This is a genomic window from Methanobacterium sp., assembly GCA_030017655.1.
In the GTDB taxonomy this organism is placed as follows: Archaea; Methanobacteriota; Methanobacteria; order Methanobacteriales; family Methanobacteriaceae; genus Methanobacterium_D.
Genome location: JASEIM010000001.1, coordinates 1 through 19,277 on the forward strand (window position 1 = coordinate 1; position 19,277 = coordinate 19,277).

Sequence of the window (19,277 nt, forward strand, 5' to 3'; positions counted from 1 at the left end):
AGAGGATACAAAAAAGACCACCCAGAAGCATGGCCAGTTTGTGACGTTGGTTCCAATCTGATCCAGCAATCTGTTGGTGGTGACTTCGTGCTCATTGGTCCTATTGAAAACGCTAAAATGGCGTTCCCTGCATGTGCTATGGCAGATATATTTATGGCTGAAGCAGCCAGAGATATAGGAACAGAACACATCGATGAACACCCAATAGTAAAATTACTCTAAATATAGGCGTTTATTCGCCTAATATTTTTTTTATTTTTTTAATAATTAGTAAAATTTATTTTTGTTTTAAATCCCTTTTTAAAAATAATTTCACAAGATTTATATCACGTTTAAAGAAATTAATTTATAGATTTTTAATTCTGGAGGTTATCAAAATTCAGAATGAATTTTGGGACATTCGTGATCTGTCAAAATCAACGATTTTGACATGCAAAAATGAAATTTTTGCAAGCTTTGCTTCCGATGTCTCTAATGCTTCGCATTTGATAACTCCAAAAACATAGTTTGAGAAAAATACGAAGCATGCAAAAATTTTTCTAATTTTTGCTGCGTCAAAATTTTAATTTTGACAGTATTTTTCTAACTGGAGAAAACAAAGTTTTCTCCGCCACAAAATTGTAAATTTTGTAGGCTCCCAAAAATTCTTTAAGAATTTTTGAGGATTTTGGAGGGAATTCATTGTCATTGTTAGGGAAAATATTGAATAGAGGACCAAAACCCGTCATTGCAAAAAGTAGGTATATTACAATTGAAGATGCAAAAATGTCATCATTTACAAAGAAAACTGCAGGGCAGGGTTACGGTACAAACCTGCGGCCCGATGTTTATTACATTGTTGCTTCAGTTGAACTTGGAAATACAACCACAAAATGTATTTTAACAGCTACAAATTTGAACACCAGCAGAACATATCTTCTGGATAAAACGGTTAAAATGACCAGGGATATCAGACCACCAAAGAAAGGGGAAAAAGTCTTTGGTGAAACTGTATGGGAAGTAGAACTTACAAAAGAATCAGTTTCTGAAATGGTTAGAGACACCATTTTAGAATCAGTAAGACGTTCAAAAATAGATATAGAAAAAGATCTTGATTTTGTTGTGCGTTCTACAGGAGTTACTGCAGGATTTGGATCTCCTGAAGAAGTAGGCCAGCTTATAATAGCTCTTGCTGACGGATGCCTTGATGCAGGGATCCCACCAAGGAAGATGTCACCTGCAATGTCAATGGATAGTTTTCCTAAAAGATTAAGGGATTTCACCCTTATTGATAAGGTTATGTTTGATGGAGCAGTTGTTAGTGTAATTCCCCCAACTGGAAGGGCAGTAGTTGCAAATGAAATGGAAGGGGAACTTGTAACTGCCGGTATAAAAGTAGGTGCCAAATGGACTGATGTTGATTACAGAAATCCATGTGTTTCAATAGACTTCGGTACAACCCTTGCCGGAAGAATTACAAACGGTCAGGAACCCTATGCAAGAACAATAGGGAATTTCTGTGGACTTGCAGGGGGAGTATCAGATGCAATAATACGAGGTACTGAAAAAGTGGATAAACGGGGAGGAGCAGCTTTAGATCTGTATTCCAGGGACATTTTAAAGAAAGCAGACTGGAAGAAAGCGGAAGAATATGCAATGCGTGCCCATGAATATTTAGACATAGGAAAAGTTCCAGAAAACAGAAAAAGATTTGGAACAGTGCCTGTAGACCCCGAAGCTGCATACAGTGCAGGAACAACACTTATTGGATGTGATGTTGGTAAAAATGGAGATAAAATCCCTAAATTAACAGAACTGGGTCATGAAATTTACACTGAAAGCGATATTCACACTTTATTTGCCACACTTGATCATGTAAGTGCAATGATTGTAAAACGACTTCTTGATGAAGCATTTGCTGAAGGAGTTATTGAGGAAGGTTCTGCATTGGGTATAACTGGTAGGGCAGGAATAACTGGAAGAAAACCTGAGCTTATCGTGAAATATTCAAAGGATCGCTTTAAAGACACATTATTTGTATCGGATGCCCTTGCAATGGGCGCGGCTGTAATGGCTCGTTGCATGAATTCTATTGGAACGCCCCATATTCCAATTGGCGGTAGGCAGGGCGGTCCATGTATATTAGGGCAGAGAAGAAGATTGCAGAAACAAAAGGGAATGCTTTAATCTTATTTATTCTTTTTAACTCTATTTTAACTACTTCTATTAATTTATATCTACGTTTTATCTTCGTTGATTAAATTCAATGAAATTAGGGCAAGATTGGTCATTTTAGCTCTTATTATTTCAGGATATATTGGTCGAATTTTTTGAAATTTATAGGTTAAAAGAAAAATTAGAAAGTTCTTAATTCTTCTAATCTTCTAATTCTCTCATCCATTGGGGGGTGTGTTGAAAATAAGTTTAATAATGTTTTTCCTTTTCCACCAAATGGATTTACTATGAACATGTGAGCTGTAGCGGGATTAGCATCCATCGGTCTTGCATTAACACCCATTTGGAGCTTTCTAAGTGCATCTGCAAGTGCCCATGGTTTTCCAGAAATGCTTGCACCGCTTTCATCAGCTTTATACTCTCTTGATCTGCTTATTGCAAGCTGAACCATCATAGCGGCTATTGGTGCAAGTATTGACATTGCAATTAATCCAATTAATCCGCCGTCATCATCTCCACCACCGCCAAATATTGCAAAAAATCTTGCATAATGAGCAATTATAAATATCGCTCCTGCAATGGTGGCAGCTATTGCACTTAACAGGATATCCCTATTTTTAACATGTCCTAGTTCATGAGCTATAACTCCTTCAAGCTCATCTCTATTTAATAAACTGAGTATGCCTGTAGTTACGGCCACTACGGCTTTTTTAGGGCTTCTACCAGTTGCAAAGGCATTTGGAGTTGAGCTTTGAATTATTGCAACTTTGGGTTTATTTATACCTGCATTTTGTGCCAGTTCAGATACAATTGAATGAAGTTCTGGTGCCTCTGCTTCTGAAACTTCTTTTGCTCCATACATTCTAAGCACAATTTTATCAGAATAGAAATATGAACCAAAATTCATAGCAATTGACAGTACAAAACCAATTAATATTCCTCCTAAAAAGCCTATTTTAAAGAAGGATCCTATTAAACCAAATACGCCCATTAATAGGAGTGTTAATATGGTAAATAAGAGTAATGTTTTAAGGTTTTCAAACATTTGGTTATCACCACTGTTTTATATTTGTATTATTTTTCTTTAATTTTTTGCTATAAATTTTATTTTAGCAAAGAATATTAGAGGATCAATATATATAAACTTTGTGCCAATATATTTATCTTTAAATTTAAGGAAGTCTTCAAAATGGTCACAGCTTTGGTAATGGCAGGTGGAAAGGGCAGTAGAATGAATTATAAAGGCGAAAAACCCCTTATAAAAATAAATAACAGACCAATGATTCAGTATGTTATAGAAGCACTTCATAATTCAAAAAAAGTGGATGATATAATCATAGCCACCAGTAAAAACACGCCAAAAACAGACGAATTTCTAAAAAAAAATAATATGAAGACAATATTAACTCAGGGTAAAGATTATGTACATGATCTTGGATTTGTACTATCAAATTTCAAGTTGAATGACATTATACTCACAATTACGGCAGATATGCCTCTTATAACCGGAGATATTATTGATTATGTTATTAATCAGTACGAAAAATCTCCAGAACCAGCAATGAGTGTTTTAATTCCACTGGATTTTTTTAAAAAACATGATCTAAAACCCACTTCAGTATTTAATGATCTTGTGCCTTCGGGATTAAATATATTAAGGGGTACTAACAAGACACAAAATGAGGAAGTTTTAATATTAGAAAAAATAGAACTTGCCGTAAACATTAATACGTGTAAAGATATAAATCTTTTAAAGAAGCTAATGGGTGATGGTGATGACTGAAGAGAGAAAACTTATTAAAGGGGAAGAGAAGGTCTGGAGCGAAATTAAAGGATATCAGGTTGCAACAAACAATGCAAGAATATTAGGAGAGTTAGAAGAACTTATAATAAATGGCAAAACAGGTAAAATCACCGACGTTGTCATTAAAGTTGAAAAAGGTAGAAATATAAACGTTAAAGGCGCAAAGAAAAAAGGAGATCATCTTTTAGTCCCATTTGGAAAAGTTGAAAAAGTCGGTGAATTTATAATAATTTCAGAATCATAAACTGAATACATTATAATTCAAACATTATCTTCTTAGTATCTTATTTTAACTGAATAAATTTTAAGAATTAAGGCCCGTAATAGAACGGATGCTTGAATACGTCTTTTTCACTTATAAATTCATCTATTGAAGGTTCTTTTGTGAATGCTCTTTTTATTGCTAATTTAGTGGCTTCGTAATTATATTTATAAATTTTATCTTTATCTTTAGCATCAGGATGTACAAAAACGCTGCAAATAATGCACAGTTCTTCAACTTTTTCTTCTGGAATGATCTCTCCATAGACAGAGTCGATTACAGCCATTGCTACAGCCTTTTGTGCAGGTCCAAAAATCTTCACAGCATCAACCATTCTGTTTATTGTAACTTTTGGTGCAATAATTGTTATTGGCTTGGCCACAAGATTAAGGGCAATGATTGCATAAAGTGGAGTATGTTTTTCCATTTGAATTGCAATGGCATTTGCAAATGATTGTCCAACAGGGCCTTCTTTATCTCCTATTATTAAATCTATATGTGCAGATTCATCTCCTTCTCCGACACGTGCTTCACTGTTTAAATACATAATAATAATACCTCATTTATTATGTACTTAAAATAGTTAATAGTTTAGGGAGATAATGTATTAACTAAATAACTAATAAATAAAAAAAGAAATAAAAACATTGAATAGGTCCTATCCAATGATTACATGCCTTTTAAACTCATATCAAGCATTCTTTTGGTTTCTTCAGCAAGCTCAGGAGGCAATCCAGTAATATCCATGCTCAAGAAACCTCTTACAATCATAGAAGCCGCTTCTTCTTCTGTAAGTCCTCTTGACATCAAATATAAAACTTCTTCTTCAGCTATTTTACCAACAGCGGCCTCGTGAGACATTTCAAGTTCAGTAGCGCTACCTTCAAGCTCCGGAACAGCGTAAATCATTGAATCGTCTGATAAGACCAATCCATGGCATTCTAAATGTCCTTTAACATGTTGTGTCCTGCCTGCGAGGTGTCCACGGGAGTAAATCTGAGATTGATCCTTGGAAACTGCCCTTGAAATCATTTCACTGCTTGATCCTTCTCCTTCTAATAAAACTCTGGATCCCATATCTAAAATGGAGTCTTTTTGACCGCCAAGAATGGATTGGAACAACACTTTCGAGTTTTTACCTGAACAGTATGCTGTAGGATATGATTGAATGCTTCTAACGGGACTTGTAAGTATATAATTGCTGATATAGGTTGATTCGTCCCCTACCATTACACCGGTTCTTGGACGAACATCTACCTGTTCTGCCCAGTTATGAACCATTGTAAATGTAATTTTAGATCCTGGTTTAAGGTAAAATTCAGAAACCCCTACGTGAAGCGCTGAACTTACATCTTCACCAGTCGCACAACCTGTAATAATGTGTAATTCTGAATTTTCTTCTGCAATTATGATATTATGTGCAGTTTGCATTACCTTTTCATCACCTATAAACATACATGCCTGTAAAGGAAATACTTCTTTTGAACCAGGTAAAGATCTAATAAAGTAACCGCTACTACCTTCTTCAGATTCTCTGATTGCAGTTTGTGCAGTATATTTGTCTGTATCTGGCGCTACGGCTTTCCACATATAATCTTTAATCCAGGAATACTTGTCAAGTGCCACGTTCATTCCCATTATCTCAACATCTTTAGAAAAGCTTGTACTTACGACTCCGCTCTGATCTACCTGAATAAATGTACCTGATCTTTCTTTTTCAGTTGGGTCAACCCCTACTTTAAGTAGAGTATCTTGAACTTTTTTAGGAACTTCATGGGCTTTATCTACTCTTTCATGTTCACCAGCTTCTTCTTTAATGAATTTTTCCAGGTCGATGTCTTCCCCATAAATGGCCTTTTTTTCCGCGGCTTTTTTAGCCCTTTCTAATGTACTCTGCAACATTCAACACATCCTTTAAATCCTTCTTTTCGTATATCTTCTAATATTTCTGCGGGACTACCTGAACAGGCTATTTTACCGTCCATGAGTACATTTGCTGTATCTGCACTAACAAAATTTAGAATATAACCTAAATGTGTGATGAGAAGTCCTGATTTTTCTCTCATACCTGGTTTCTTATCTTTATCCAGCAATACATTGATTTCTTCGGCCAGTAACTCCACATTTTCGATATCCACACCAGAATCGGGCTCATCAAACATTATAAAGTCAGGCTTCTGTGCAAGAAGTTGTAAAATTTCCGAACGTTTTACCTCTCCACCTGAGAAACCAAGATTTACATCCCTTTCTAAAAAGCTTTCGTTCATTTTTAATTTTTCAGCCAGTTTCATCAGTTCAGGACTTAATTCTTCATCTTCAGTAACTCCTCCCATGCTTTCCATTTGGAGAATACTCTTTAATTTTACCCCACGAATTGCGGGGGGATTTTGAAAACTAACACCTATACCAGCTTTCACACGTTCTGTAGTGGTATAATCTGTTATATCTTCTCCTTTAAATATAATTTCTCCTCTTGTTACTTTGTACTTAGGAAATCCAAGTATTGCATTAAAAAGAGTGCTTTTACCGGATCCATTTGGCCCTAAAAGGACATGAGTCTCTCCTTTACCTATATATAAATCTATATCGCTTAAAACTTCTCTTCCACTGACTTCAACAGCCAGATCAGTTATTTCAAGTAGCAGTTTTACCACCACCATTTTTAATATTGTGCTCGAAAATTCCCTTAAAGTTCTCAAAAATCCGAGCTTGAAAAAATCAAAGCTAGAGAAAAATGTAGAGCATTTTTCTGTGCATAAAAAATCTACGATTTTTTAAGATTTTTTCGACCCCAAAATTCTACGAATTGTTGAGGGATTTTCGGAAATTATGGATTTTCGGCATGTAAAAAACCTTTGGTTTTTTACGGTTGCAAACGATGTTTGCAAAAATCCCAAACACAAGGGTTTGAGGACTTTAATTTTCTTTTTTTCTTGAAATCATGTTTTTATTTATTATTTTATTTATAATGCTCCCCATATTTAACAATTGTTAAAATGTTGAGATTAAAGATAATTTACACACATTATCTTATTATTTTATTATAAAAAATTAATTTAGTAAATGGAGTTATTTGGAAAATTATAACCATATATAAGTATTATATGCTATTTAAAGTATTTAAAAGTTTTTAATTTAAAATTAAATCATGGAAATCTGGTATTTGAAGTTACAAAAATCGGTTTATTATATATAAACTTTTCGAATTAGATTTATAAATAACCTTTATATTAATCGTCTTTAAACATAGTATGTGTACATAGTACACAATATTGTACATATTAATATGAGTACATAGGAAACATAAGGAGGAAACTCTATGGCTGAGGATGATATTAAAATCGTTATGTTTTGTTGTAACTGGTGTTCCTACGGTGGAGCAGACACAGCAGGTACTGCTAGAATGCAATATCCTCCGAACATACGTGTAATACGAGTAATGTGTTCAGGACGTATAGAACCACAATTTGTTCTAAAAGCATTTAAAGAAGGAGCTGACGGCGTTATTGTAGCCGGATGCCACCACGGGGACTGCCATTACGATGCAGGAAACTACAAATTAGATAGAAGAATGAGACTAATCTACAAACTTGTAGAGGATCTTGGAATAGGAAAAGAAAGAGTATACCACGACTGGATCTCCGCATCAGAAGGAGAAAAATTCGCAGAAACAGTTAAAATGATGGTAGACCGTGTTAAAAATCTTGGACCATCACCACTCAAAGCACAGTTAGCAGAAGTCGAAGAAGCGGAGGCATAAAAATGGCAGAAGAAGGCAAAAAAGCCAAAATATTAACAACATGGCTCTCAGGATGTTCAGGATGTCACCTATCCATTGCAGATATACACGAAGCGATTATCGACGTAATGGAACTTGCAGATTTTGAACACAGCCCTGTTTTAATGGATGTAAAATATGACGAAATTCCAGAAGTAGACGTTGCTATCGTCGAAGGTGGAATCAGAAACGACGAAAACCACGAGATGGCTGAAAAAATCAGAGAAAAAGCTGGTTTAGTCATAGCGTACGGTACATGCGCAGTATACGGCGGTATCCCTGGACTCGGAAACTTATGCACCAACGAAGAACTTTTAAATGAAGCATATATAAACTGCCCAAGTAATGTAAACCCTGAAGGTATAGTTCCATGCGAAGAAGTACCAACTTTTGAAAGTAGGGTAAGACCTCTTGGAGAAGTTATTGATGTAGATTTAAACATACCAGGATGCCCACCAAGATCAGATGTTGTAGCAGAAGCGATTTTAGCTTTACTTACAGGGAAACCAATTGAATTACCAACAACAAACCTTTGTGAAGTTTGTCCAAGAGAAAAGCCACCAGAAGGAATGGCTATGGACGAAATAAAAAGACAATTTGAATTAGGAAAACCAGAAGAAGATATATGTTTAGTAACCCAGGGACTGGTATGTATGGGTCCTGCAACAATTTCACTCTGTGGAGCAGAATGTCCAAGCATAGCTGTACCTTGTAGAGGATGTTACGGACCAACTTCAAAAGTAATGGATCAGGGCGCAAAAATGATAAGTGCAATAGGATCTGACTTTGGAGTTGAACAGGATAAAACTGTTGATCCGGAAACAGTTGCTGAACAACTGGATGATGTAGTCGGTACTTTCTATACATTTACACTCCCGGCTTCATTAGTACCTATGAAATTAAGGACAAAGGAGGGAAAATAAATGGTTAAATTAACACTTGAACCTGTAACAAGAATTGAAGGTCACGCTAAAATTACCGTACAGCTCGATGATGCAGGAAATGTCCAGGAAACCAAGCTCCACGTTATGGAATTCCGTGGGTTTGAAAAATTCTTACAGGGAAGACAGATTGAAGATGTACCGAGAATAGTACCAAGGATCTGTGGTATTTGTGATGTACAGCACCACCTTGCAGCTACAAAAGCTGTTGACGGTGTCTTTGGATTTACTCAAGAAGATGTTCTTCCAGCAGCATATAAAATGAGGGAAATTATGAACTGGGGTTCATATATGCACTCACATGCACTCCACTTCTACTTCCTGGCTGCACCTGATTTTATAGCAGGTAAAGACAGAAAAACAAGAAACGTCTTCCAGATTATTAAAGATGCACCTGAATTAGCATTACAGGCTATAGAACTCAGGAAAAATGCACTTGCTATTGTAACAGCAACTGGTGGAAGGCCAATTCACCCAACATCAAACTTACCTGGTGGAATATCCACAGAACTTGATGACGAAACCCAAAAAGATCTGCTTGCAAAAGCTCAAAGAAACATTGAACTTGCAGATGCCACAATTCAAACTGCAATACCAATCTTTGAAGAAAACTTAGATCTTGTAAAGGAACTTGGTTACGTTAAAACATACCACACTGGTCTTGTTAACGACGGTGTATGGGATGTTTACCACGGTGACGTAAGGATGAAAGACCCTGAAGGTAACCCTTATGTGGAATTTGCACCAGAAAATTACGTTGATTACATTGCAGAAAAAACAAAACCATACTCCTACTTGAAATTCCCATACATAAAGGACATAGGATATCCAGAAGGTGTTTACAGAGTTGCACCTCTCTCAAGGTTAAACGTAGTTGACAAAATGCCAGATGCTGCACCAAAAGCGCAAGATTATCTCAAAGAATTCAGAAACACATTTGGATACGCACAGGAACCACTACTCTTCCACTGGGCAAGACTCATAGAACTTGTAGCATGTGCTGAAATGGCTGCAGATGCTTTAGAACAGGATTTATCTGGTCAGAAATGGCAAGATTCTCTTGAAAAAGTAGCTGGTGAAGGTGTAGGAATTGTTGAAGCACCGAGAGGAACATTAACCCACCATTATGCTACAGATGAGAACGGACTTGTCACTAAAGCGAACATAGTTGTTGCAACAATCCAGAACAACCCATCCATGGAAATGGGTATTCAAAAAGTTGCTAAAGACTACATAAAACCTGGTGTAGAAGTAGACGACAGTATTTTCAACCTAATGGAGATGGTAATAAGAGCATACGATCCATGCTTATCATGTGCAACCCATACCATTGACAGTCAAATGAAACTTGCAACTCTCGAGGTATACGATAGCCAAGGAAATCTAATAAACAAAGTTTAAATGTGGAAAAGATAATAGTACTTAACAAAGACATTCAGTAATTTAACAAAGACATTAAGGTGAAGAAAAAATGATAGTAGTTAATAAAGAAGGCTGCATTAGATGCGGAGCTTGCGAAGGCACATGTCCGACAGCAGCAATTGCAGTATCACCTGAAGATGTTATTTACTGTGATTTATGTGCTGGTGAACCAAAATGTGTGACAACTTGTCCAACTGGTGCATTAAAAGCAGAAGAAATGACATTGGACGAATCAGGTACTACACAAACTCGCATAGTATTCAATCCTTCATTATGTGATGAGTGTGGTGAATGTGTTGAAGTTTGTCCTCCAAACGTCTTAAAACTGGAAGAAGGAAAAGTTCAAGCAATGCCACTACAAGGATTTTGTGTAATGTGCCAGAAATGTGTAGATGTATGTCCAGTAGACGTTATAGGTGTAGAGGGTGTTAAGGAGCCTAAAACTATTGAAAAGGACATTACAGGCCCTATAGCCATTATAGACTGTGTTGGTTGTGGAATGTGTGTAGAAGAATGTCCGGTAGATGCTATTACACTTTCTGAAATAGGTGAACCAATAGAAATCGATGAAGAAGCATGTATAAAGTGCGGAGTATGTTCACAAACATGCCCATGGAACGCAGTATACATATCTGGTAAAGAACCAGTTAAAAGAGCAAAAGACATCATTGCATTCGATCTGGATGAAGATGCATGTATTGGATGTAATGTTTGTGTCGAAGCATGTCCTGGAGACTTTATTAAGTCCAAGGCAGCAGATCTTTCAGTGGAACTTCCAGATGTCTGTACAGCATGCGGACTTTGTGCAAAAATGTGTCCTGTTGAGGCCATAAACCTTGAAGTCGAACTTGGACCTGCAACACCAGCAGCTGAAGTTGGACTTGTCAGGAATGAAGAAGTCTGTGTACTGGATGGGGGATGTGCAGAAGTATGTCCTACTGAAGCTATAAAAGTTGTACCTGGTGAATCCTACGCTATGTGTACAAGATGCGGAGCATGTGCTTCAATCTGTCCTACAGGCGCACTAAAAGTAACAGAGATCGACAAAGAAATCAACGGCGAAATCGTAAAAAGAGACAGAATAGAATTCAGCCCAGCACTATGTGATGAATGTGGAGACTGTATTGAAGTATGTCCATATGATATGCTGACACTTGAAGAAGGTGCAAAAGTACCAATCAAAGGATACTGTGTACTCTGCGACAAGTGTATTGAGTTCTGTCCAAACGATGCATTATCTCTAAAATAAATTAATTTTTAATTTTTAAGGTGGATTTTCCACCAAACGCTCGAAAATTCCCTCAGAATTTTCGGCGCCCCAAACACAGTAAACTGTGTTTGAGGGTATTTATTTTTAAATTTAAACATTTTAAACTAATTAATAATCTATTTCCTAAAATAATTTAATATCTGAATTTTCATATCTAAAATAAGGCTTTTAACACTTTAATATTGTAATAATGGTTGATATTGGTCTTTTTTAGTAGGTGATTTTAATTAAAGAAATACACTTGAAATATAGGTCTAAATAATACTGTTCTTTATTTTTCAGATATTAAATTCAATTTATTTGTGAAAAATTTATATTACAAATATTAAATAAGTATTAAAAATGTGATTTTGCCCACATATCTATTCTAAATTAAAAAATTAACCAGATTTATATCTAAAATTAGATTTTACTGGTTTTTTTAATATAAATCCCATGTTTATCCAGGTCAATTTCAACTACCCTACCTTTCAGCTCTTTTTTAGAACCCAGTATGTCTATGAGCTCTATATTTTCACCATCAATCTTAATGGATAAAACATCTTCCATAATCATGTCACCATCTGTTGAGTAAACTGTTGATTCACACATTTTATCACCTCTACTTTTAATAATATTCAGGTTTCTCCATAAACAAATTTACCTTTATTTTCAAATACTTCTCCATCTTTCATAACAATATTTCCCCTTACAATCGTCATAACTGGCATTCCCTTAACATTAAAACCTTCAAATGGAGAATATTTGGCCTTAGTCTTAAAATCATTGGGATTAATTATATATTCCTTTTTCATATCTACGACCACAAAATCTGCATCCATTCCCTCAGCAATTTTTCCCTTGTTTTCAAGATTAAATATTTTGGCAGGATTTTCACATAAAAGTCGTTTTATGTCTTTAAAACCTATTTTATTTTCATTTACTTTGGTTAAAAGCAAGGGGAGAGTTGTTTCAAGATTGGGAATTCCTGGAGGGGCTTCCCAAACATTTTTTTCCTTTTCCTTTACTGTGTGGGGTGCGTGGTCAGTTCCAATAATATCAATATTTTTAAGGTAGGAAATATCTAATTTATTATCAATATCCCTGAGAGGGGGGTTAGTTTTTACAATATTGGCATACTTATCAAAGTAAGAGTCATCTAGAAGCAAATGGTGTGGTGTTATCTCTGATGTGACTTTATTTCCATCATTTTTAGCCATATTCAATATTTCAAGGGATTTTTTTGTACTTACATGACATATATGGATTTTCTGGCCATAAAATCTGGAAAATGCAATGGCCGTAGACACTGCAACAATCTCTGAAACTGGGGGACGCGCCTTAGCGTATATCTTAGGATTTTCATACATTCCATTTTTTTCCATTTCAGTACAGTAATTAGTGAGATTTTCATCCTCAGCATGGATGGAAATGACATTCTTTTGGGGTAATTTTGAAATTTCCTCAAAAACTTCCATTAAAAAGCTGTTATCAACCAGATCCATGAAAATCTTAAAAGATGCAGGCTTAAGTTCAGCAATTTTTTTTATCTCTTCTAAATTACCAACCCCTGCATGCAAGCCAAAATCAACAATACTCTTTTTTCTGGCTATATCCAGTTTCTCAAGAAAAGCTTTACTGGTATTTGTTGGAGGTTTTGTGTTAGGCATATCCATTACTGTAGTGAAGCCTCCTGCCGCGGCCGCTTCGCTACCGCTTCTAAAATCCTCTTTATGTATAAGTCCCGGATCCCTGAAGTGCACATGAGAGTCAATCAAACCGGGTAAGACAGGCTTTCCTTTAATGTCAATTACTTTTTCACTTTCTGGGGGAATTTTAGTTATAGAGACTATTTTACCCTCTTTAATTCCTATTGAACACTCCTTATTTTCAGGGACGAGTTTACAGTTAGTTAAACATAAATCAATCAATATAACACCTTTTAAGAATAAGATAGAATTATTTATTTAATATTTTATTTAATGTCTATTAGATTTTTTGATCTGAACTAGGATCAATCTATAAGTTTTATAGATTAAATCTTCCTTTTATCCTTCGATACCTCTCTACTAAATCTTTAATTTGTTCTTTTGCATTTCTTTCCGGACTGTAAGGCAATATACCTCCATAAAGGGCAATTTCCTCCTTTTCTAATTTCCTGATATTCTCATAGGCAACATCTTTCCATAGATCTAACCAGCCGTCTTCAGGCCGTGAATAACCTGTTAGATCCATCCCAAGATGCTCACCCCAGATCACTTCTTTGAACCTTTCCAAAGTCCCTCTCCCTGGCTGGTCAAAATCAGAAAACACGGCATTCATTTCCATATTGCGGTAATTTTTAGAGCTGTCAGGAGTTCCAAACTCCTCTGCAGCACTTAAAGATGATCCATCCAGATTAGAAGTGCCTAATGTTGTCCAAACATCATCAACAATGGCAAGCTTGCTGTGAATATAGCAGTGCCTTAATTTATTTTTCCCATTTTTAAAATAGCCGGACCATTTGGCAAAAACTCCAATTTGCGGGTGTTCAATTAAGAGTTTTTCAAGGTCTAATCCAATTAATCGAAAACCATAGTGCTGCCAGCTCCTGTAGGTTGGAACATCAGGAATCTCATTGATAAGCATTATCAACTGTAAATCAGGATTTGATTCAAGCGCCTGTTTTAAAGCATTAATAATATATTTATTGGTGAAATACTGATTTTCAAGATAAATAAAATCCTGAGCATTGGTTATAGCACGTCTGTAAGCTTCAAGAACACCCATTTCTCCTTCTTTACTAACCGTATTTGGAGTAATTGACCTCACGATTTGTATGGGTTCATTATATGATTTTAATGGATTTAATTCAGTTGAAACCTGTTCTACGATATTTAAAGAATAATTATCTGCATCTGGAGTGGTTTCTTTTATAATTTTGCCATTTCCATTAAAATTCTGGTCTGAAAGATAGTTCCAGAGCTCAACGAAAAATTCTTCCAGATGTTCAATAACATTGCCCTTTAGATATATTGAAAGATCGTGGACAGGGCCTTCATTTTTATTTAAACGGCGCTTTTCTTCAATTAAATGCTTTTTAGTATCCCAGTAAGCTTGATTAAATGGTGATCCAATAATAAATCCTTCTTTACCATCAACAACCATGACTTTAGCATGCATGGCATAGGGTCCCTTTGCCCAGAATCTTCTAACCTCGACATCCGTATCTCTAAAATAGGTATTAATCTCATCAAAACTATCAGGAACAATAGTATTTTCATTAATTATGATTTTAACGTCTGCCCCTCTATTTTGAGCTTCTAACAACTTGGATACAAGAACATCATCAGATTTATATTCATCTGCCCCTCTCTCTGAGGAGAAAAACCTTGGAACAAAATCAGGGTAAAATTCATACTGGGTCAGATAAACATAAGATTCAGCATTCTCTAAAACTTCAACAATCCTTTCCATCACATCTTCATTATCTATAAGTATTTCATAACTGTTATTATATGAAATTCGAGAGGGATAATTATTTTTTAATGTGACAAACCATCCATCTATCCAGGCACGGTTAATGACAATTTCATCTATTGATTTTATTGTGTCGCTCACATCTTCATAAACCGAGGTTTCTTTAATATCAAACACTCCAAGTTTATCCTGAACAACAACCTTAATATCAGGGTCTTTATCTATAATTTCTCTATATCTACTGGGAGGATAAATAATGCGGTAATATCCATTTTCATCTGTGGTTGTACTTCCCAGTAAATCATCATGTAGTGAAAATAAGGCTCCAGACAAATTTTTCATATGTTTAATTGGACCATTTAAACGTGAATCTTTTTCTATAAATGATTTCACTGATTTAAGCTTAGATTCGAGAAGATCCAGTGCATTTAACTTAATTTTCCCAAAATCAATATCTTCAGCCATAACGGTTATTCCTTCTACCGGATTTCCCTTTTCATCAATGACTCTACCTTCAATACCGATATTTCCTTTATTTAGCTCTATATCTCCAAAATCAAATGTATTTTCAACATTTTCTTTTGATAAGGACATTATTGCTTCATCTTCCACTAAAATATCAAGTTTAACACTGATTTTATCTTCATCAGACCGGGCTTTGGTAGGGTAATCAATCTCAAATTTACCATCTTCATTGGTTTCTGTCTGTCCTAATTTTTGATTATCTGAAAAAAATCCAGTATTTATATTAAAGACATTAACATTAAGATTAGAAAGGGGTTTTTTGTTATTATCTACCAAACGTCCGGATAATCTGTATTCCATGAATTTTACCACCAAAACATCTGATCAGCCAAATTAATTAAATCATGAATTATAAAGCTTTATTTTAGTTCTAAACTATTAATTATCATGTTAAAATCTGTTTGAGCGCTATTGAATTCATCTGGAGGTGCATGACAATAAATTTTATATAATTTTCCATTTTTATCAACACTTATTTCTATTCTTGATGGTTCTGAGTCTCCTTTTGATTTATAAACAATTTTTTGAGCATTCATTCCGTCCACGTTAATTGTTTCATTGGATACAATTTCTACAGGCAATGGAACAGTAGCAGACACCTTCTTTGTGGAAATATTTTCTGATTGATAAGCAGCTGTTAATCCTGGTTTCTCAATGGTAACCTGTTTTTTACCATTAAATAATGAAACACTGTATTTTCCAGCGGATAGATTCCATGTATCTGGATAATCGAAGGAAATCTCATTATCATCATAATGCTTAGTGCTGGAGTCTTTATCAGTTATAGAATATGTTGTATTTCCTTGAGTTTGATTATTATCTTCTATATCTATACATCCGGATGCTGAGACAATAAAAGTTAAAAATAGAATTATAATAATGTACTTTTTCAAAAATATACCCCTCCTTTATATTATATTGAACATACTTATTTAAATTAATTCCATATTTTGATTGATAATCATTCTTTAAAATTAAATATTCAGAATCTCCGAAAAGGATTTATTTTAAGGCATAGATAAAAATTTTCATGCCTTCAAAAGAAAAATTTGTGAAAAGTCTCATTTCAAAGGATAGAAAACTTCTAATTGAAGATGCGGACAAAGATCCTGTTTACGGAGAAAGCGAAGGTAAAATAGAAATAATTGCAGATTTCACAGAATATTCTCCATTACACATTGGCCACAGGCACTGTTTGAGGGTAGCAAAGGAAAAAATTCCTGAAGGAATCTTTGTTGCAGTAGTTCCCGGACTTTTTGAACGCAGTGGAAGGGGACTCCCCTATATCATGACCCGCAATGCAAGGGCTCATGCTGCAGTGGCTGTTGGAGCAGATATAGTTATAGAAGGGCCTCCGATGGGTATAATGGGTTCTGGACAGTATTCTTTATGTCTTGCAAAGATTTTTAAAGCATTGGATGCAGACTATATTCCTAGGGGTTATAAACCACTGGAAGGTTTTAATGAAATACTCCAGAGAATATCGGATGGGAGAGGAGTAGCTCCAAAACCCTATAAAATCATTGATATGGATACAAAAGAAGTTTTGATGGAAGGAAAACTTCATGAAGATAACTATGTTATTGTATCACTTTCCAGATCCCTGACAAAGGTCAATTTTGATTTCAAGGATAAATTCATCTTCGTAAAACGCATTGAAGGCGTAAGCGGCACTATAATTAGAGAAGCTGTTTTGAATCAGGATTTAAAGTCTGCAGAAAAAATGCTGCCCTCACAAACCATCGAGGTTTTAAAGAGGGAAATAGATATTAATAAAGCCCCTCTTCATAATATACGGGATGAAAAAGGTATAATTGACCTTGTAAACCAGTCATCGGAAAGTTATTTAAAATCACTTGCACTTTTAGACGATAAAACAGTTTTAAACCTCATAAATGGCCGGCCATTTGAAAATATTCATGATATTGGGGAATGTATTTCGCGCGGTTTCAGCAGGCATTACAAAACAAGGGTTTTATCATCTCTTGAAGCAAGAATAGATAAAAAAACAGTCTCTAAATATATAGAGAAATACCCATCCGTTATTCGTGTGTTGAACTATAAAGATAAAGATACACTTAAAAATTTTAAAAATAATATACCCCACAGGAGGATAGAAATATGGCAATAAAAGAAGGAGATTTTATAAGACTCGATTATACCGGGAAAGTAAAGGAAACCGGTGATATATTTGACACCACCAGCGAAGAAGTAGCAGAAGAAGCTGGTCTTAAAACCGAAAATAAAACTTACGGCCCAATTCCAATTGCAGTAGGTGTAGGGCATGTTCTTAAAGGGCTTGACAGTGGATTAACAGGAATGGAAGCAGGTGAAAAGAAGACAATTGAAGTAAAACCTGAAGATGCATTTGGAGCAAGAGATCCAAAAGCGATACAACTCATACCAATGAGTGAATTCAAAAGACAAAATGTCAGGCCACAGGTAGGCATGAACATCACATTAGAAGGGCATAACGGTAAAATAAGAAGTATAAGTGGCGGTAGAGTAACAGTTGACTTTAACCATGAGCTTGCAGGAAAAACACTTGTATATGACGTGGAAGTTAAGGAAATAATTGAAGATGACCTTGAAAAAGTTTATGGAATTATAGAACTTCAGTACCCTAACCCTAATATCGCCCCAAAAGACCATGAAGTCAAAATAGAAGATGGAAAGGTAATGATATACCTCAATGAAATGGCCAAATTCGATAATCAAATCACATACGCCAAATTCAGAATTGCAAGGGATATATGGGACAATATGGGAATAAATAGAGTCGAATTCGTGGATGTATTCGAGAAAAAAGTGGCTGAAGAAGAAACAGAAGCCGAAGAAGAATAAACATCTTACTTTTTTAATAGGATTAAATAACCTTTAATCCTCTTTATATCTCTTTAAATAAAATTATTTTAATTCTTTGAATAAACTTTAATCAAGCATATTTGCCCGGAATTGACCTTTTTGACAGTTTAACTGGCAATGTAAAGTAAAATATTGAACCTTTTTCTAATTCTGATTCAACCCATATTTGGCCTCCATGACTTTCTATAATTCTTTTTACAATTGCTAATCCTATTCCTGTCCCTTCGTATTCCCCAATAGGATGTAATCGTTTGAATACTTCGAATATTTTATCAGTATATTCAGTTTCCATTCCTATTCCATTATCCTCAACTGAAAAAACATATTCATTATTCTCTCTTCGTGCTGAAATATGGATTCTGGATGGAAAATGGGGTTTTTTAAATTTAATAGCATTACTGATAAGGTTTTGAAACACCCTGACCATTTGATTAGGGTCAGCAATGACATAGGGTAAATCATCATAAGTGACTTCAGCATTAAACTCATTAATAACTAATTTTAAATTGCATAGGGCTCTTTGGAGCATAATTTTTATGAAATAAACATTTATTTGGGGTAATGAAAGAAAAAACTATATAAATTATTTATAAAATTTAATCCACACATTGGGGTAACGTTACCCATTTAAACCAAAAATATTCAAAGGACTTTATTAATCCTACAAATTCATCAAAATTAGCAGGTTTAGTTAGATATGCGCTTGCATAATTGCTATAAGAGTTTTTAATATCATTTTCATCACGGATGTTGTTAGAATGACTACAGGTATTGATTTTAAATTTTCATGCTGCTTAATTTCTTTAAGTATCTCTCTA

Annotated in this window: 19 protein-coding genes; 10 read left to right on the plus strand and 9 right to left on the minus strand. The window is 35.0% G+C overall.

Annotated features, from left to right (window positions below; all coding sequences use genetic code 11):
* Positions 1 to 222: tetrahydromethanopterin S-methyltransferase subunit H (locus QMD61_00005; protein MDI6723006.1), on the plus strand; the 222-nt coding region annotated here is incomplete at its 5' end.
* Positions 223 to 681: 459 nt separating this feature from the next.
* Positions 682 to 2,166: a methanogenesis marker 14 protein gene (locus QMD61_00010; protein ID MDI6723007.1), complete on the plus strand. Its 1,485-nt coding sequence runs from the start codon at positions 682 to 684 to the stop codon at positions 2,164 to 2,166.
* A 169-nt stretch (positions 2,167 to 2,335) separates the two neighbouring features.
* Here the strand turns inward: QMD61_00010 and QMD61_00015 are convergent, their stop codons facing one another.
* A complete protein-coding gene (locus QMD61_00015) occupies positions 2,336 to 3,199 on the minus strand; it encodes a zinc metalloprotease HtpX (GenBank protein ID MDI6723008.1) in 864 nt (287 codons plus the stop codon).
* Positions 3,200 to 3,343: 144 nt separating this feature from the next.
* Between QMD61_00015 and QMD61_00020 the strand changes: the two genes are divergently transcribed.
* The gene (locus QMD61_00020) at positions 3,344 to 3,937 is read left to right on the plus strand and encodes an NTP transferase domain-containing protein (GenBank protein ID MDI6723009.1); all 594 of its coding nucleotides are present in this window, start codon (positions 3,344 to 3,346) and stop codon (positions 3,935 to 3,937) included.
* A complete protein-coding gene (locus QMD61_00025) occupies positions 3,924 to 4,202 on the plus strand; it encodes a PRC-barrel domain-containing protein (protein MDI6723010.1) in 279 nt (92 codons plus the stop codon). The genes QMD61_00020 and QMD61_00025 overlap by 14 nt, the downstream gene beginning before the upstream one ends.
* Positions 4,203 to 4,269: 67 nt before the next feature.
* On the opposite strand, the gene fae is transcribed toward QMD61_00025, so the two are convergent.
* The 3 genes from fae to sufC form a co-directional block, all read right to left on the minus strand.
* Positions 4,270 to 4,767, minus strand: coding sequence for a formaldehyde-activating enzyme (gene fae, locus QMD61_00030; protein MDI6723011.1), 498 nt, complete (start codon positions 4,765 to 4,767; stop codon positions 4,270 to 4,272).
* A 122-nt stretch (positions 4,768 to 4,889) separates the two neighbouring features.
* Positions 4,890 to 6,122: a SufD family Fe-S cluster assembly protein gene (locus tag QMD61_00035; GenBank protein MDI6723012.1), complete on the minus strand. Its 1,233-nt coding sequence runs from the start codon at positions 6,120 to 6,122 to the stop codon at positions 4,890 to 4,892.
* Positions 6,104 to 6,865: a Fe-S cluster assembly ATPase SufC gene (gene sufC, locus QMD61_00040; protein ID MDI6723013.1), complete on the minus strand. Its 762-nt coding sequence runs from the start codon at positions 6,863 to 6,865 to the stop codon at positions 6,104 to 6,106. The genes QMD61_00035 and sufC overlap by 19 nt, the downstream gene beginning before the upstream one ends.
* 674 nt (positions 6,866 to 7,539) lie before the next feature.
* Here sufC and QMD61_00045 point away from each other — a divergent pair.
* From QMD61_00045 to QMD61_00060, 4 genes are all read left to right on the plus strand, one after another.
* Entirely contained in the window at positions 7,540 to 7,980 is a 441-nt protein-coding gene (locus tag QMD61_00045) for a hydrogenase iron-sulfur subunit (GenBank protein ID MDI6723014.1), read from the plus strand.
* Positions 7,981 to 7,982: 2 nt separating this feature from the next.
* Entirely contained in the window at positions 7,983 to 8,921 is a 939-nt protein-coding gene (locus QMD61_00050) for a F420-nonreducing hydrogenase (protein MDI6723015.1), read from the plus strand.
* Positions 8,922 to 10,340, plus strand: coding sequence for a F420-non-reducing hydrogenase subunit MvhA (gene mvhA / locus QMD61_00055; protein MDI6723016.1), 1,419 nt, complete (start codon positions 8,922 to 8,924; stop codon positions 10,338 to 10,340). It begins immediately after the preceding gene.
* A 70-nt stretch (positions 10,341 to 10,410) separates the two neighbouring features.
* A complete protein-coding gene (locus QMD61_00060; GenBank protein ID MDI6723017.1) occupies positions 10,411 to 11,610 on the plus strand; it encodes a 4Fe-4S binding protein in 1,200 nt (399 codons plus the stop codon).
* Between the two features lie 423 nt (positions 11,611 to 12,033).
* Here QMD61_00060 and QMD61_00065 read toward each other — a convergent pair whose 3' ends face one another.
* The 4 genes from QMD61_00065 to QMD61_00080 form a co-directional block, all read right to left on the minus strand.
* Positions 12,034 to 12,222, minus strand: a complete 189-nt coding sequence (locus QMD61_00065; GenBank protein MDI6723018.1) for a CooT family nickel-binding protein — start codon at positions 12,220 to 12,222, stop codon at positions 12,034 to 12,036.
* Between the two features lie 26 nt (positions 12,223 to 12,248).
* Entirely contained in the window at positions 12,249 to 13,541 is a 1,293-nt protein-coding gene (locus QMD61_00070) for a dihydroorotase family protein (GenBank protein MDI6723019.1), read from the minus strand.
* A 97-nt stretch (positions 13,542 to 13,638) separates the two neighbouring features.
* Entirely contained in the window at positions 13,639 to 15,894 is a 2,256-nt protein-coding gene (locus QMD61_00075) for a phospholipase D-like domain-containing protein (GenBank protein MDI6723020.1), read from the minus strand.
* 59 nt (positions 15,895 to 15,953) lie between these two features.
* The gene (locus QMD61_00080) at positions 15,954 to 16,487 is read right to left on the minus strand and encodes a PsbP-related protein (GenBank protein ID MDI6723021.1); all 534 of its coding nucleotides are present in this window, start codon (positions 16,485 to 16,487) and stop codon (positions 15,954 to 15,956) included.
* Between the two features lie 137 nt (positions 16,488 to 16,624).
* Here QMD61_00080 and QMD61_00085 point away from each other — a divergent pair, with 137 nt between their 5' ends.
* Together QMD61_00085 and QMD61_00090 are read left to right on the plus strand one after the other, a co-directional pair.
* Positions 16,625 to 17,725 (plus strand): nucleotidyltransferase family protein, encoded by a 1,101-nt coding sequence (locus tag QMD61_00085; GenBank protein ID MDI6723022.1) that lies wholly within the window; start codon positions 16,625 to 16,627, stop codon positions 17,723 to 17,725.
* Positions 17,716 to 18,438, plus strand: coding sequence for a peptidylprolyl isomerase (locus tag QMD61_00090; protein MDI6723023.1), 723 nt, complete (start codon positions 17,716 to 17,718; stop codon positions 18,436 to 18,438). The genes QMD61_00085 and QMD61_00090 overlap by 10 nt, the downstream gene beginning before the upstream one ends.
* Before the next feature lie 91 nt (positions 18,439 to 18,529).
* Here QMD61_00090 and QMD61_00095 read toward each other — a convergent pair whose 3' ends face one another.
* The gene (locus QMD61_00095) at positions 18,530 to 18,988 is read right to left on the minus strand and encodes an ATP-binding protein (GenBank protein ID MDI6723024.1); all 459 of its coding nucleotides are present in this window, start codon (positions 18,986 to 18,988) and stop codon (positions 18,530 to 18,532) included.
* Positions 18,989 to 19,277 lie beyond the last annotated feature (289 nt).

Bases quoted from the DNA above. Each gene is read 5' to 3' on its own strand.
- fae (MDI6723011.1), bottom strand. From the start codon at position 4,767: ATGTATTTAAACAGTGAAGCACGTGTCGGAGAAGGAGATGAATCTGCA.
- QMD61_00085 (MDI6723022.1), top strand. From the start codon at position 16,625: ATGCCTTCAAAAGAAAAATTTGTGAAAAGTCTCATTTCAAAGGATAGA.
- QMD61_00025 (MDI6723010.1), top strand. From the start codon at position 3,924: ATGGTGATGACTGAAGAGAGAAAACTTATTAAAGGGGAAGAGAAGGTC.
- QMD61_00090 (MDI6723023.1), top strand. From the start codon at position 17,716: ATGGCAATAAAAGAAGGAGATTTTATAAGACTCGATTATACCGGGAAA.
- QMD61_00035 (MDI6723012.1), bottom strand. From the start codon at position 6,122: ATGTTGCAGAGTACATTAGAAAGGGCTAAAAAAGCCGCGGAAAAAAAG.
- QMD61_00015 (MDI6723008.1), bottom strand. From the start codon at position 3,199: ATGTTTGAAAACCTTAAAACATTACTCTTATTTACCATATTAACACTC.
- QMD61_00050 (MDI6723015.1), top strand. From the start codon at position 7,983: ATGGCAGAAGAAGGCAAAAAAGCCAAAATATTAACAACATGGCTCTCA.
- QMD61_00060 (MDI6723017.1), top strand. From the start codon at position 10,411: ATGATAGTAGTTAATAAAGAAGGCTGCATTAGATGCGGAGCTTGCGAA.
- QMD61_00065 (MDI6723018.1), bottom strand. From the start codon at position 12,222: ATGTGTGAATCAACAGTTTACTCAACAGATGGTGACATGATTATGGAA.
- QMD61_00020 (MDI6723009.1), top strand. From the start codon at position 3,344: ATGGTCACAGCTTTGGTAATGGCAGGTGGAAAGGGCAGTAGAATGAAT.
- QMD61_00045 (MDI6723014.1), top strand. From the start codon at position 7,540: ATGGCTGAGGATGATATTAAAATCGTTATGTTTTGTTGTAACTGGTGT.
- mvhA (MDI6723016.1), top strand. From the start codon at position 8,922: ATGGTTAAATTAACACTTGAACCTGTAACAAGAATTGAAGGTCACGCT.
- QMD61_00095 (MDI6723024.1), bottom strand. From the start codon at position 18,988: ATGCTCCAAAGAGCCCTATGCAATTTAAAATTAGTTATTAATGAGTTT.
- QMD61_00075 (MDI6723020.1), bottom strand. From the start codon at position 15,894: ATGGAATACAGATTATCCGGACGTTTGGTAGATAATAACAAAAAACCC.